The 14,681-nt window shown below is 64.1% G+C and carries 11 protein-coding genes; 7 read left to right on the top strand and 4 right to left on the bottom strand.

What is annotated here, in order from left to right:
- The first annotated feature begins 37 nt into the window (after window positions 1-37).
- Genes NKH91_RS25925 through NKH91_RS25905 form a run of 5 tightly spaced genes read left to right on the top strand, consistent with a single transcriptional unit; the run spans window position 38 to window position 5,235 of the window.
- On the top strand, window positions 38-1,579 hold the full coding sequence (locus tag NKH91_RS25925) for a sugar ABC transporter ATP-binding protein (protein ID WP_352493796.1): 1,542 nt from the start codon (window positions 38-40) through the stop codon (window positions 1,577-1,579).
- Window positions 1,576-2,553 (top strand): ABC transporter permease, encoded by a 978-nt coding sequence (locus NKH91_RS25920; protein WP_352493795.1) that lies wholly within the window; start codon window positions 1,576-1,578, stop codon window positions 2,551-2,553. The genes NKH91_RS25925 and NKH91_RS25920 overlap by 4 nt, the downstream gene beginning before the upstream one ends.
- Entirely contained in the window at window positions 2,550-3,551 is a 1,002-nt protein-coding gene (locus NKH91_RS25915; RefSeq protein WP_352482463.1) for an ABC transporter permease, read from the top strand. Before NKH91_RS25920 ends, NKH91_RS25915 begins: the two co-directional genes overlap by 4 nt.
- Window positions 3,551-3,868, top strand: coding sequence for an L-rhamnose mutarotase (gene rhaM, locus NKH91_RS25910; RefSeq protein WP_352482465.1), 318 nt, complete (start codon window positions 3,551-3,553; stop codon window positions 3,866-3,868). The genes NKH91_RS25915 and rhaM overlap by 1 nt, the downstream gene beginning before the upstream one ends.
- The gene (locus NKH91_RS25905; protein ID WP_352515896.1) at window positions 3,865-5,235 is read left to right on the top strand and encodes an FGGY-family carbohydrate kinase; all 1,371 of its coding nucleotides are present in this window, start codon (window positions 3,865-3,867) and stop codon (window positions 5,233-5,235) included. The genes rhaM and NKH91_RS25905 overlap by 4 nt, the downstream gene beginning before the upstream one ends.
- Before the next feature lie 36 nt (window positions 5,236-5,271).
- Here the strand turns inward: NKH91_RS25905 and NKH91_RS25900 are convergent, their stop codons facing one another.
- Together NKH91_RS25900 and galE are read right to left on the bottom strand one after the other, a co-directional pair.
- The gene (locus tag NKH91_RS25900; protein ID WP_352482468.1) at window positions 5,272-6,522 is read right to left on the bottom strand and encodes a D-amino acid dehydrogenase; all 1,251 of its coding nucleotides are present in this window, start codon (window positions 6,520-6,522) and stop codon (window positions 5,272-5,274) included.
- Between the two features lie 104 nt (window positions 6,523-6,626).
- Entirely contained in the window at window positions 6,627-7,622 is a 996-nt protein-coding gene (galE, locus tag NKH91_RS25895) for a UDP-glucose 4-epimerase GalE (RefSeq protein WP_023719473.1), read from the bottom strand.
- Between the two features lie 265 nt (window positions 7,623-7,887).
- Here galE and hemA point away from each other — a divergent pair, with 265 nt between their 5' ends.
- Complete coding sequence (hemA, locus tag NKH91_RS25890; protein WP_023719474.1) at window positions 7,888-9,165, top strand: 5-aminolevulinate synthase; 1,278 nt, start codon at window positions 7,888-7,890, stop codon at window positions 9,163-9,165.
- A 92-nt stretch (window positions 9,166-9,257) separates the two neighbouring features.
- On the opposite strand, the gene NKH91_RS25885 is transcribed toward hemA, so the two are convergent.
- A complete protein-coding gene (locus tag NKH91_RS25885) occupies window positions 9,258-10,424 on the bottom strand; it encodes a pyridoxal phosphate-dependent aminotransferase (protein ID WP_352885286.1) in 1,167 nt (388 codons plus the stop codon).
- A gap of 111 nt (window positions 10,425-10,535) precedes the next feature.
- The gene (gene mscL, locus NKH91_RS25880) at window positions 10,536-10,958 is read right to left on the bottom strand and encodes a large conductance mechanosensitive channel protein MscL (protein ID WP_352885285.1); all 423 of its coding nucleotides are present in this window, start codon (window positions 10,956-10,958) and stop codon (window positions 10,536-10,538) included.
- A 233-nt stretch (window positions 10,959-11,191) separates the two neighbouring features.
- Between mscL and NKH91_RS25875 the strand changes: the two genes are divergently transcribed.
- The gene (locus NKH91_RS25875; RefSeq protein ID WP_352547900.1) at window positions 11,192-14,680 is read left to right on the top strand and encodes a PAS domain-containing hybrid sensor histidine kinase/response regulator; all 3,489 of its coding nucleotides are present in this window, start codon (window positions 11,192-11,194) and stop codon (window positions 14,678-14,680) included.
- Window position 14,681 lies beyond the last annotated feature (1 nt).

Genomic DNA, 14,681 nt, shown 5'->3' with positions numbered 1-14,681 from the left:
GCCTCAACCGGACCTAGTTTCAGGGCTTGATACGATTATGGACACGACAGCCCAACACGAAGTGGCGAAGGAAGCGCCTTTGTCTCCCGGGCCGCGGCTGACGCTGTCCGGCATCTCGAAAAGCTTTCCCGGCGTGCGCGCGCTGCACGATGTCAGCCTGTCGCTCTATCCCGGCCAGGTGACCGCGCTGATCGGCGAGAACGGCGCCGGCAAGTCGACGCTGGTCAAGATCATGACCGGCATCTATCAGCCGGATGCGGGCACGATCAGCATCGACGGCCAGCCCGTCGCCTTGCCCAGCGCCCATGCCGCCTTCGGGCATGGCATCACCGCCATCCATCAGGAAACCGTGCTGTTCGACGACCTGACGGTGGCCGAAAACATCTTCCTCGGCCATGCGCCGCGCACCCGCTTCAAGACCATCGACTGGCGCACGATGCGCAAGAACGCCCGCGAAGTGCTGGACACGATGGGTGCCGGCCATATCGACGCCGATGCCAGGCTGAAGGATCTCGGCATCGCCAACAAGCATCTCGTCGCCGTTGCCCGCGCCATGTCGATCGACGCGCGGATCGTCATCATGGACGAGCCGACGGCGGCGCTTTCGATGAAGGAGATCGAAGAGCTTTTCCTGCTGATCGAATTCCTCAAGAGCGACGGCAAGGCGATCCTGTTCATCAGCCACAAATTCGATGAGATCTACCGCATCGCCGACCGCTATACCGTGTTCCGCGACGGCGAGATGGTCGGCGAAGGCCTGATCAAGGACGCCGGCCAGAGCCAGATCGTGCGCATGATGGTCGGCCGCGCGGTCGACCACATCTTTCCGCAGCGCAAGGCCGAGATCGGCGCGCCGGTGCTGGCCGTCTCCGGCCTGTCGCATCCGACCGAGTTCGATGATATCGGCTTCGAGCTGCACAGGGGCGAGATCCTCGGCTTCTACGGTCTTGTCGGCGCCGGGCGCAGCGAGGTGATGCAGGCGATATCAGGCATCACCCACACCAGCGGCGGCACGATCACGCTGGAAGGCAAGGCGATCGCGCCGAAATCGGCGGCGGATTCGATCGATGCCGGTATCGTCTATGTGCCGGAGGAGCGCGGCAAGCAAGGTGTGGTGATCGGCCTGCCGATCTTCCAGAATGTCTCGCTGCCGTCGCTCAAGCGAACCTCCAAATCCGGCATATTGCGGCTGGCGGAAGAGTTTGCGCTAGCCCGCTCCTACACAGAGCGGCTCGACCTGCGCGCCTCCTCGCTCAGCCAGGACGTCGGCACGCTGTCGGGCGGCAACCAGCAGAAGATCGTCATCGCCAAATGGCTGGCGACCGCGCCCAAGGTGATCATACTGGACGAGCCGACCAAGGGCATCGACATCGGCTCGAAGGCCGCCGTGCACGGCTTCATGGCCGAGCTCGTCGCGCAAGGCCTGTCGGTTATCATGGTGTCGTCCGAACTGCCGGAAATTCTCGGCATGTCCGACCGTGTCGTCGTTATGCGCGAGGGCCGCATTGCCGCGGTCTACGACAATAAGGGGCTCGACGCCGAAACGCTGGTCAGGACGGCAGCGGGGATCGCGGCATGAAGGCTCTTCTCAAATACCGCGAAGTCTGGCTGCTGGCGGCAATCGCCGTGCTGATCGGGCTGATCTCGATGCGTTTTCCGGGCTTTGCCGCTCCCGGCAATGTGCGCCAGGTGTTCAACGACACGTCGATCCTGATGATCCTGGCGCTCGGCCAGATGGTGGTTATCCTGACCCGCTCGATCGACCTGTCGATGGCAGCCAATCTCTGCTTCACCGGCATGGTGGTGGCGATGCTGAACGCCGCGCATCCGGCAATCCCGATCCCGCTGCTGATCGTCATCGCACTTCTGGTCGGCCTGGTGCTCGGCGCCATCAATGGCCTGTTGGTGTGGCGGCTGAACATTCCCTCGATCGTGGTAACGCTCGGCACTCTCACCATCTACCGCGGCGCCACCTTCGTTATTTCAGGCGGCGCCTGGGTCAACGCCGACCAGATGAGCCCCGATTTCATCGGCCTGCAGCGCGCGACGTTCCTCGGCATACCGGTGCTGTCATGGATTGCCCTGCTGGTCATCGCCTTGTTCTTCCTTGTGATGACGCGCACGGCGCTCGGCCGCTCGATCTACGCCATCGGTGTCAACCCGACCGCATCGGTCTATGCCGGCATCGACGTCGGCCGGACGAAATTCATCGTCTTCTGCATTTCGGGGATGATCGGCGGCCTCTGCGGCTATCTCTGGATCTCGCGCTACGTCATCGCCTCGGTCGAGGTCGCCAACGGCTATGAGCTCAACATCATCGCCGCCTGCGTCATCGGCGGCATCTCGATCGCCGGCGGCATCGGCTCGGTCGGCGGCGCGGTGCTCGGCGCGCTGTTCCTCGGTATCATCTCCAACGCGCTGCCGGTGATCAATATCTCGCCCTTCTGGCAAATGGCGATTTCGGGCAGCGCCATCATCCTGGCCGTGGTGCTCAACGCGCGCGGCGAACGCCGGCAAGGCCGCATCATCCTCAAAAAGGCGGAAGTGGCATGACCGATACCCCTGCCCCGCGCCATGTTCCGAACCGACTCGACAAGCCGTTCACTGCGGCGATCTTCTCATGGGAGGCGCTGCTGGTCGTCGTGGCGGTCGCCATCTTTGCCGTCAACAGTTTTGCCTCGCCCTATTTCCTCGACGCGTGGTCGCTGTCGGACCTGACTTTCAACTTCACCGAAAAGGCGCTGATCGCGCTGGCCATGGCACTGCTGATCATCTCCGGCGAAATCGACCTGTCGGTCGCCGCTATCATCGCACTCGCCTCGACGATGATGGGCATGGCGGTGCAGGCCGGCGCCGGCACGCCTGTCCTGGTGGCAATCGGCATCGTCGTCGGGCTCGGCTGCGGCGCCTTCAACGGGCTGCTCGTCACCAGGCTGGGGCTGCCGTCGATCGTCGTCACCATCGGCACCATGAGCCTGTTTCGCGGCGTTGCCTTCATCATCCTCGGCGACCAGGCCTACAAGGGCTATCCCGCGAGCTTCGCCTTCTTCGGCCAAGGTTATGTCTGGTGGGTGGTGTCGTTCGAACTGACGCTTTTCCTGGTCGCGGCCGTCGTCTACTGGTTCCTTCTGCACCGGACGAGCTTCGGCCGCCGGGTCTTTGCCATCGGCAACAACCCGGTTGCGGCGCAGTTTTCCGGCGTGCGTGTCGGCCGCATCAAGTTCATCCTGTTTTGCCTGACCGGCCTGATGGCGGGCATCGCCTCGGTGCTGATTACGTCACGGCTCGGCTCGACCCGGCCGTCGATCGCGCAGGGCTACGAACTCGAAGTCATCACCATGGTGGTGCTCGGCGGCGTCAGCATTCTCGGTGGCGCCGGCAGCATTCTGGGCGTCGTGCTGGCGGCCTTCATCATGGGGCTGGTGACCTTCGGTCTTGGCCTGCTCAACGTGCCGGGGATCGTCATGTCGATCTTCATCGGCCTGCTGCTGATCATCGTCATCGCGCTGCCGATCCTGTGGCAGCGCGTGCGGCGGGAGCGCTTTGCCTGATGCCCGAAAAATATGCGTTCAAGATGAAGCTCAATCCCGGCATGAAGGCCGAATACAAGAGGCGCCACGACGACATCTGGCCGTCACTCGTCGCGTTGCTAAAACAGGCTGGTATCTCCGATTACTCGATCCATCTCGACGAGGAGACCAACACCTTGTTCGGCGTGCTGTGGCGCCGTGACGACCATGGCATGGACGAATTGCCTAAGCATCCGGCGATGCAGCGCTGGTGGGCCGAGATGGCAGACATCATGGAAACCAAGCCGAACAACGAGCCGGTGGCGGTGCCGCTGGAAACAATGTTCCATATGGAATGACCCGCCACGTCGCCGTCATCGATATCGGCAAGACCAACGCCAAGGTGGCGCTGGTCGATCTCGCCGCAGCAAGCGAAGTGGCGCTGCGCAGGATGGTCAACGAGCCGGTTCGGCAACGCCCGTATCCGCACCACGACGTCGAGCGGTTATGGGCGTTCATCCTCGGCAGCCTGGCAGAGATCGATCGCGAGCAGCGCATCGACGCGATATCGATCACCACCCATGGCGCAACGGCGGTGCTGGCCGACGCATCAGGCGAACTGGCGCTGCCGGTGCTCGATTACGAGTTCGACGGTCCGGATGCCTTCGCCAAGGACTACGACGCGATCCGCCCGCCTTTCACCGAGACCGGCACGCCGCGCCTGCCGGCCGGCCTCAATCTCGGCGCGCAGTTGTTCTGGCAGCAGAAGCGCTTTCCAGCGGATTTCGCCAGGGCCGCCGCGATGCTGATGTATCCGCAATACTGGGCCTTGCGCCTGACCGGCGTCGCCGCCAGCGAGGTGACTTCGCTCGGCTGCCACACCGATCTGTGGAACCCGTGGAAAGCGGATTTTTCCTCACTGGTCGACCGGCTGGAATGGCGCCGGCTAATGGCGCCGGTGCGGCAGGCCAAGGACCGCTTGGGCCCGATCCTGCCCGCTCTGGCGCGGCAAACCGGCCTCGATCCGCAAACGCCGGTGTATTGCGGCCTGCACGATTCCAACGCCTCGCTGCTGCCGCATCTCCTGTCCGACAAGCCGCCTTTCTCCGTCGTCTCGACCGGCACCTGGGTGGTGTCGATGGCGGTTGGCGGCAGCAAGGTCACGCTCGATCCGGCGCGCGACACGCTGGTCAATGTCAACGCGTTCGGCGATGCCGTGCCCTCGGCGCGCTTCATGGGTGGCCGCGAGTTCTCCGTGCTGACGGAAGGCCAATCGGAAGACTGGACCGAAGACGATGTCGCCGCGGTGCTCGCGCGCAAGACGTCCCTGTTGCCTTCGACCCAACAGGATTCGGGGCCGTTTCCGCACTATGCCGCGGCGTGGCTCAGCGCCGAAGGTATGACGGCCGGCCAGCGCTTTGTCGCCATCTCGTTCTACCTGGCGCTGATGACCGCGACCTGCCTCGATCTGATCGGCGGCGGGGGGTCAACCATCGTCGAAGGACCCTTCGCCCGCAACCGGCTGTTCACCCGCATGCTGGCTGCGGCGACGGCGCGCGCCGTCATTGCCTCCGCGGCTGCGACAGGCACCAGCATCGGCGCCGCCTTGCTGGCGTCGGACCAGGGGACACCGCAAGGCAGAGGCGAAAGGACCGAACCGTCGGCCGATCCACTCTGGACAAGTTACGTGCGCTCCTGGCGTTCGGCAGTCGACGAACGAGCCTGACCGCCGAGCTCATGGCGCCCTGCGGTCAGGCCGTTGCTAGCCCGCGTAGAGCAATCCTTGTGGATCGATCTCCGGCTTGCGGCCGGCGACCACGTCGGCAAGGAATTTTCCCGAACCGCAGGCCATGGTCCAGCCGAGATGGCCGTGGCCGGTATCGAGATATAGATTGTCATACCGCGCCCGGCCGATGACCGGCACGGAGTTCGGCATCATCGGGCGAAGTCCAGCCCAGAGCTCGGCCTTGCTCTCGTCGAAGGCGCCGGGGAACAGGTCCTTGCCGGTGTTCAGGATCGAGTTGAAATCGCGCGGCTTGAACGTGCGGTCGAAACCGGTGAACTCCGCCGTCGAGGACATCCGCAGCCGATTTCCCAGCCTGGAATAGCCGATCAGCCGGTCCTCGTCGGCGCCGCCCATGATCGGCCCGTTGCTTTCATCTTCCAGCGGAACGGTCACGGTATAGCCCTTCACGGGATAGACGGGCAGGTCGATGCCGTAGCGGCGGCCGAGCAGACCGCTCTCCGGCCCCATGGAAATGACCACGGCGTCGCCGGCCACCGGGCCGGCCGAGGTCATCACCGCGCGCACCCGGTCGCCGTCGATGTCGAGGCCTTCGACCGTCGTGCCGTAGAGGAATTGGACACCGAGTTTTTCGGCGGCATAGGCAGCGAGGCGCTGCGTGAATTGACTGGAATCGCCGGTCTGGTCGATCGGCGAATAGACGCCGCCGGCAATTTTGTCCTTGGCTCCGGCAAGGCCGGGCTCGAGCTCGACCAGCCGGTCGCGGCCGACGATCTCGATCGGCAGGCCATGTTCGGCGAGATAGCGGTAATTGTCGGTGCCGGTATCAAAGCTCTGCTGCGAGCGGAAGAAATACAGAATGCCTTTCTTGCGCTCGTCATAGTGGATGCCGGTGTCGGCGGAGATGGCGTTGATGCAGTTGCGCGAATAGAGCGCCAGGCGCAGCTTGATCTCGGTGTTGGCGCGCATGCGCTTATGCGTGCACTGGCGCAGGAAGCGCAGGCTCCAGGCGACAAAATACGGATCGAAGCGCAGCCGCACCTTGATGCCGAGATCGTGGTTGTAGAGAGCTCGCAGGAACGTTTTAAGCGCGGCGGGCGAAGCCCAGGCGGTGGCATCGCCGGGAGATACCAGGCCGGCATTCGACTGGCTGGTGCCGCGCGCCGCCGCCGGATGGCGCTCGATCACCGTGACTTCATGGCCGTCGCTGGCCAGACAATAGGCCGCCGCCGTGCCAACGACGCCGGCTCCAAGCACCGATATTTTCATGCCGCCCCCAACTCGAACGCAGCCGAACGCCTGCACGCTCAGCCGTGAGGCCCTTCAATAGCGCCTCTGCCTCCTGCCGACGAGCCCTTACGGAGAGCCCGCGCTTAGCCCAGAGCCGAATTCTTGCTGGTCAGGATGCGCTCCCAGGCAAGCGCATCGGAGACGATCTGGTCGAGGTTGTCACGCTGCGGGGTCCAGCCGAGTTCGCCGCGGGCCAGCTCCGAATTGGCGACAACCGCGGCGGCGTCACCGGGGCGGCGCTCGCCCATCCGCACCTCGAAATCATGGCCGAAGACGCGGCGTACGCTGTCGATGACCTCGAGCACCGAATAGCCGTGGCTGTAGCCGCAATTGGCGACCAGGCTCGATCCGCCGGCACGCAGCCGCTGCAGGGCCAGCCGATGCGCCGCCGCCAGGTCGCTGACATGGATATAGTCGCGCATGCAGGTGCCGTCCGGCGTCGGATAGTCGGTGCCGAACACCTGCATGAAGGGGCGCTTGCCGAGCGCCGTCTCGCAGGCGACCTTGATCAGATGCGTGGCGCCGGGCGTCGACTGGCCGGTGCGGCCCTTCGGGTCGGCGCCGGCGACGTTGAAATAGCGCAGCGCCGTATAGCGCAGCCCATAGGCAATAGCCGCGTCGCGGAGCATCCATTCGCTCATCAGCTTGGACAGGCCGTAGGGCGATTCCGGCGCAAGCCTGGCGTCCTCGCGCACCGGCTCCAGGCCGGCGCCGCCATAGACGGCGGCGGTCGAGGAAAAGATGAAATTGGGCACGCCTTCGCGCACCGCGGTCTCGATCAGGGTGCGTGTCTTGCAGGTGTTATTCTCGTAATAGGCAAGCGGGTCGGCCACCGATTCGGGCACGACAATCGAGCCGGCGAAATGGATGATCGCGTCGACCTTGTTGTCGCGGATGATCGAGGCGACCAATTCCTTGTCGGCGACATCGCCGACGACGAGCTTTGCTTCCGGAGCCACCGCCCATTCAAAGCCGGTCGAAAGCCGGTCGAGGACGACGACGCTGTCGCCCGTGTCCAGCAACTCCCAGACCATATGGCTGCCGATATAGCCGGCACCGCCTGTCACCAAAACCGTCATCCGCATCCTCGCTATTCATGATTTATCGGAACTGTCTCAATCGTCGCCGTACTGGAAAACCTGCCGCCAGGCCATTACAATCTGCGGTAACCAGTCTCATCGGCGGGTGGCATTGTCCTGAAACAAGATTGATCCACATCAAGGGAATAGGCCACGTTCCGTGGTCGTTAGGAACAGGCCTGGGGCGTGGCATTTTGACCAAAACGGTGCGGTGGACGGCGAATAGGCCAATGACTATGATCCCGCGCAAAATTGGGAAGGCGACATGAATTACCAGCGGTTTTTCGAGGAAGCGATCGACCAGCTCCATGCAGAGCGTCGCTATCGCGTCTTCGCCGACCTTGAGCGTATCGTGGGAAAATTCCCGCGCGCCATCTGGCGTGCCAATGGCCGCGCCGAGGAAATCACCGTCTGGTGCTCCAACGATTATCTCGGCATGGGCCAGCATCCCGACGTCATCGCCGCGTTCCAGAAGGCGGCAGGCAAAATGGGATCGGGGGCTGGCGGCACCCGCAACATTTCGGGCACCAGCAACCCGCTGGTCGAGCTCGAACTGGAGCTTGCCGACCTGCACGACAAGGAAGCGGCACTGGTTTTCACCTCCGGCTTCGTTTCAAACGAAGCGTCGATCTCGACCATTGCAAAGCTGCTTCCCAATTGCCTGATCATCTCGGACGAGCTTAACCACGCTTCGATGATCGAGGGTGTGCGGCGCTCGGGCGCCGAGAAGAAGATCTTCCGCCATAACGACGTCGCGCATCTCGAAAGCCTGCTGCAGGCGGCCGGCCGCGAGCGTGCCAAGCTGATCGTCTTCGAGAGCGTCTATTCGATGGATGGCGACATCGCGCCGATCAAGCAGATCGTCGACCTCGCCGAGCGTTACAATGCGATGACTTATATAGACGAGGTCCATGCCGTCGGCATGTACGGGCCGCGCGGCGGCGGCATCACCGAGCGCGAAGGGCTGGCCGACCGCATCGACATCATCGAGGGCACACTGGCCAAGGCGTTCGGCACGCTTGGCGGCTACATCACCGGCACCAGCGCCGTGATCGACGCCGTGCGCTCCTATGCGCCGGGCTTCATCTTCACCACGGCGCTGCCGCCGGCGATCGCTGCCGCGGCAACCACCTCGATCCGCCATCTCAAGCGCTCGCAGGCCGAGCGCGACGCGCAGCTGCGTCAGGCGACGCGGACCAAGGAAGTGCTTGCCGCGGCCGGCCTGCCGGTAATGGAGTCACCTACCCACATCGTGCCGCTGCTGGTCGGCGATCCCGAGCTCTGCAAGATGGCCAGCGACCGCCTGCTCGGCGTGCACGGCATCTATATCCAGCCGATCAATTACCCGACAGTGCCGCGCGGCACCGAACGGCTGCGCATCACGCCGACACCGTTCCATTCTGACGCGCTGATTGCCTCCTTACAGGACGCGCTAGTCGAGACATGGGATGCGTTGGGGATTCCCTACGGTTCGGCCGGCCGGCCTTCAGTGGCCAAGAGCGACCGCGTCATTCCGTTGCTGGTGCCGAAGTCGGGCGGGTAACCTCCGCCGCTACGGGCACCATTGCGGAAGCCGCCTATCGGTGCCGCCTCATTTTTCAGTGCTGCGATGCCTGGCGCGAAGCTCAACACACCTCACACAGTCTTCATCCATTTCGCCAGCCGGTGCGCGGCTTCTTCGACCTGGTCGAGGCGGCGGTGGAAGCATAGCCTGAGGAAAGCTTCGCCGCCGGGGCCGAAGGCGGTGCCGGGGGCCAGGCCGACATTGGCGCGGTCGACCATGTCGAAAGCGGCAGCGCGGGAATCGGTGATGCCGTCGACGGCGAAGAACAGATAGAACGCGCCCTGCGGCACGGTGAACCGCGCCCTGCCGGTTTCGGCGAGAATGCCGCAGACGAGGTCGCGCGCCGCCCTCGCCCGCTCCACCTGTTCGACGATGAAGGCATCGCCCTCGTCGAGGGCGACGACGGCGCCGCGCTGCATGAACTGCGCAACGCCGGAAGTCGAATACTGGACCAGGTTCTCGAACACCTGCTGCAAGGCGGGATGGATCTTGATCCAGCCGATGCGCCAGCCGGTCATCGCCCAGTTCTTGGAAAAGGAATTGACGAACAGGATGCGGTCCTCATCGGCCATGATGTCGATGAACGACGCCGCGCGGCCATGGCCGTAGTGGAACAGCGAATAGATCTCGTCGGCAATGATCCACAGGCCCCTTTCGCGGGCGAGATCGAGGATTGCCTGCAGCGTCTCCTTGTCGGCGGTCCAGCCGGTCGGGTTGGACGGCGTGTTGACGAACAGCGCCTTGGTCCGTGGCGTGATCGCCGCTGCGATCTTGTCGACATCGCAGGACCAGCCATTGCCGGACTGATCAAGGGTGACTGCAACCGGAACGGCGCCGGCCACGCCGGCGGCGGCGGCGAAATTCGGCCATGCCGGCGACAGGTAGACAAGTTCGTCGCCCTTGCCGGCCACCGCGTCGATGGCCATCTGGATGGCATGCATGCCGGAGCCGGTGACGATGAATTCTTCGTTGGCGAAAGTCTTGCCGAAATGCCTGGTGTAGTAGCGGGCGAGCGCCTGCCTGAGTTCAGGAATGCCCCGCTGCCAGGTGTAGAAGGTCTCGCCGCCGGCCAGCGCCTTGGCGGCGGCATCGGTGATGAATGCCGGCGTCGGCAGGTCGCCCTCGCCGGCCCAGAGCGGGATCATGCCGTCGCGGCCGCGGCCACGATTCATGACGGCGACAATGCCACTTTCAGGCGCCGCCCGCGCTTCGGCGCGCAGAGTATCGATCAGGGTCATGGATGGGTCCGTTTTCGTTTGCTCGACTGCTAGCGTGTTTCAGGGCGGACGAAAACAGAAAACCCCGGCCGCAAGCGACCGGGGTTTTGGTCCAGAAAGTTGCCGCAGGCGCTATTTTCTGGCGAGGAGATCGCGAATTTCGGTGAGCAGCGCGACATCCGCCGGCGGCGGAGCGGCCGGAGCAGCCGGTTTCTCGCGCTCCAGCCGCTGGCGCAGATTGTTTACCGCCTTGACCATCAGGAAGATGATGAAGGCGAGGATAAGGAAGTTCAGCGCCACGGTGATGAAGCTGCCATAGGCGAAGACCGCGCCCTGCTTCTTGGCATCCGCCAGTGATGTGGCGTTAACGGCCGAGGACAAGGGCAGAAAGTAGTTGTTGAAGTCCAATCCGCCCAAAATCGCCCCGATGACCGGCATGATGATGTCGTCGACCAGCGAGGTGACGATCTTGCCGAAGGCAGCGCCGATGATGACGGCGACGGCCAGGTCCATCACATTGCCCCTGGAAATGAATTCCTGAAACTCTTTCAGCATTCGACCCTCCTTTTCCTGACCGGCCGTGCTGCCGTCCACGCCCTCGGCATCGACCGGCGGGCAGAATAGCAAAAACCTGCGGTTGCGACAGGAGCAAAGACGTGTTTCCCCGGCCTGGATTGCGCGAAGCCGCGGCCATAATGCGCCGAAAGCCGCGATGGACTCGGTGGCCAAGCTGTGATTGCGTCTGCAAGGCCGGATGAAAAAGCCGGCGCAGGGAGGAAGTTCGAGGCGTGCAGGGCTGGTTCATCGTCATCATCGCGATCGCCTATGTGACGTTGCTGTTTGCTATCGCCAGCCTGGGCGACCGGCGCTCGACCTCATCCGGGCCTGGCCGCGCCCGGCCCTTTATCTATGCGCTCAGCCTTGCCATCTACTGCACCTCCTGGACCTTCTTCGGCTCGGTCGGGCTGTCCTCCGAGCGCGGCCTCGAATTCCTCGGCATCTATATAGGGCCGGTGCTGGTGTTCGTGTTCGGCTTTCCGCTGCTGCAGCGCATCGTCAGGCTGGCAAAGACCGAGAAGATCACCTCGATCGCCGACTTTCTCGGCGCCCGCTACGGCAAGAGCTTCGCTGTCGGGGCGATCGCCACGCTGATCGCAACCATAGGCGCGGTGCCTTACATGGCGCTGCAATTGAAGGCGATCTCCGGCTCGGTCAGCCTGATGGTCGAGCACTATACCGGCTCGCCGCCGTCGTTCGATCCGTTCGTCAGCGACATCTCGCTTGTCGTTGCCATGCTGCTGGCGCTGTTTGCCGTGCTGTTCGGCACGCGCCATGCCGACGCCACCGAACACCAGGACGGTCTGGTGCTGGCGGTGGCGGTCGAGACCGTGGTCAAGCTCGCCGCCTTCCTGGCGATAGGCCTGATGGTCACGTTTCTGATCTTCGGCGGGCCAGGCGATATGTTCGACCGGCTCGCCGAAAACACGCAGGTGCGCCAGGCGATGGGCTACAACACCTCGCTCGCGACCTGGCTGGTACTGACATGCCTGAGCGGCTTTGCCATCCTCATGCTGCCGCGCCAGTTCTACGTCACCATCGTCGAGAACCGCAGCGAGGCTGAGCTGCGCACGGCGACATGGGTGTTTCCGCTCTATCTCGTGGCAATCAACCTGTTCGTGCTGCCGATCGCGCTGGCCGGCCTGGAACTGGTCGGCCCCAGGACCAGCAGCGACCTCTATGTGCTGTCACTGCCGCTGTTCAGCGGCCACGACGTTCTGGCCATGGCCGCCTTTATCGGCGGCCTGTCGGCGGCGACGGCAATGGTGATCGTCGAAAGCGTCGCGCTGTCGATCATGATCTCCAACGACCTGATCATTCCGCTGTTCGTGCGCCGGCTGCTGCGGACCACGACCTCAGAGAGCGAGGACTGGTCGACGCTCATCCTCAATGTGCGGCGGGCGGCGATCTTCATCATGCTGTTCATCGCCTTCCTCTACTACCGCGAGAGCACAAACAGCGCGCGGCTATCCTCGATCGGCCTGATGTCGTTCGCCGCGATCGCGCAGTTCGCGCCGGCAATGATCGGCGGCCTGGTCTGGCGCGGCGCCAACGGAAGGGGTGCGGCACTCGGCATGGTGGCCGGCATCGTCGTCTGGAGCTACACGCTACTGCTTCCCTCGCTCGCCGCGCCCGAGACCGGCATCCTCGTCCACGGCCTGTTCGGCTTCGATGCATTGCGGCCGCAAGCCCTGTTCGGCACCGTCGCCGAGCCGCTGAACCATGGCGTGCTGTGGAGCCTGTCGATCAACACGTTGTTTTTTGTGTTCGGCTCGCTGTCGCGCGCGTCGGTGCCGCTGGAACGCATCCAGGCGTCGATCTTCGTGCCGCGCGAGGCGGGGCCGCTGCCGAGCTTGCGCCGCTTCCGCACCACGATCACCGTCAACGACCTCAAGGACACGATCGCGCGCTATCTCGGTGTCGAACGCACCGAGCGCTCCTTCCAGTCATTCGAGAAGAGCAGCGGCACTTCACTGCACGGCAACGAACAGGCCAGCATGGATGTCATCCGCTTCTCCGAGCAGCTTCTGGCCAGTGCCGTCGGCTCCTCCTCGGCGCGGCTGATCCTGTCGCTGCTGCTGCGCCGCAACGACCGCGAATCCAAGGACGCCTTCCGCCTGCTCGACGACGCCACCGAGGCGCTACAGCACAATCGCGACCTGCTGCAGATCGCACTCGACCAGATGGAACAGGGCATCACCGTCTTCGACCGCGATTTCCGGTTGATCTGCTGGAACCGCCAGTACCGGGCGCTGTTCGACCTGCCCGACGAAATGGGCCAGGTCGGCGTCTCGCTCGATCGTATCCTGCGCCACCTTGCCGAGCGCGGCGATATACCGCCAGACCAGCGCGTCACCATGCTGAACCGCCTGACTAGCTTCGTCAGCCCATGGCAGATGGAGCTGAAGACCAGCGGGCGTATCCTGGAATTGCGCTCCAATCCGATGCCGGACGGCGGCATCGTCGCCACCTATGCCGACATCTCAGGGCGCGTCGAGCAGGATCTGGCGCTGAAGCGCGCCAATGAATCGCTGGAACAGCGCGTGAAGAGCCGCACCGCCGAGCTCACCCGCGTCAACGAGGAGCTGGCGCAGGCGCAGATGCTGGCCGAAGAGGCCAATCTCGGCAAGACGCGCTTCCTCGCTGCCGCCGGCCACGACATCCTGCAGCCGCTGAACGCCGCCCGCCTCTATTGCTCGTCGCTGATCGAGAAGACCGGCAAGGGGCCTGCCGGCAAGGCGGCGATGAATATCGAATCGTCACTGGAATCGGTCGAGACCATCCTCGGCGCGGTGCTCGACATTTCGCGCCTCGATGCCGGCGCGATGAAGCCGGACGATACGAGCTTCGGCCTCGACGGGCTGCTGCGCCAGATCGGCAACGACTTCCGGCCGCTTGCCGCCGAAAAGAAGCTCGAACTCTCGATCATGCCGTCGTCGCTCAGCGTCATGACGGATCGAAATCTGCTGCGCCGGCTGATCCAGAACCTGGTCTCCAACGCCATCAAATATACGCGCCATGGCCGCATCCTGGTCGGCGTGCGGCGGCGCGGCGAACTGGCCGAGATCCAGGTTATCGACACCGGCATCGGCATTGCCGGCGACAAGCTCAACACCGTGTTCCGCGAATTCACCCGGCTCGACGAGGGCATGCGCGAGGCGGAAGGCCTCGGCTTGGGGCTCTCCATCGTCGACCGCATCGCCCGCGTCCTGCGCCTTGAAATCCGGATCTTCTCCAATCCCGGCAAGGGCACGCGCTTTTCCGTGCTGCTGCCGGTGGCGGCCGTGCAGGCACCGCGGCGCGAGGCCGAGGCGAAGCCGCCTGCCCGCGCTACGACCTCGCTTGCCGGGCTGCATGTGCTCTGCATCGACAATGACGGCCGCATCCTCGACGGCATGCGGCTGCTGCTCGAGGGCTGGGGCTGCAGCGTCGATACGCTTTCCGGCGCGGAGGATCTCGACAGGTCCGCCATGCATCGGCCGGACATTGTGCTTGCCGACTATCATCTCGACGACAAGACCGGCCTCGAATTGATCGCCCAGTTGCGTGCGATCCATGGCGAGGACCTGCCGGCCGTGCTGGTCACCGCCGACCGCTCCAGCGAGGTTCGCGCCGCCGCCGGCAGGCTCGACGTGCCTGTGATCAGCAAGCCGTTGAAACCGGCGATGCTGCGCTCGATGATGGCCAGGGTCAGGCCGCTGGCGCCGGCGGCCGAATAAG

Source organism: Mesorhizobium sp. M0894, assembly GCF_040319725.1.
Taxonomy (GTDB): Bacteria; Pseudomonadota; Alphaproteobacteria; order Rhizobiales; family Rhizobiaceae; genus Mesorhizobium.
The sequence above is the reverse complement of the archived record's forward strand: the minus strand, read 5'-3'. Positions and strand labels throughout refer to the sequence as shown.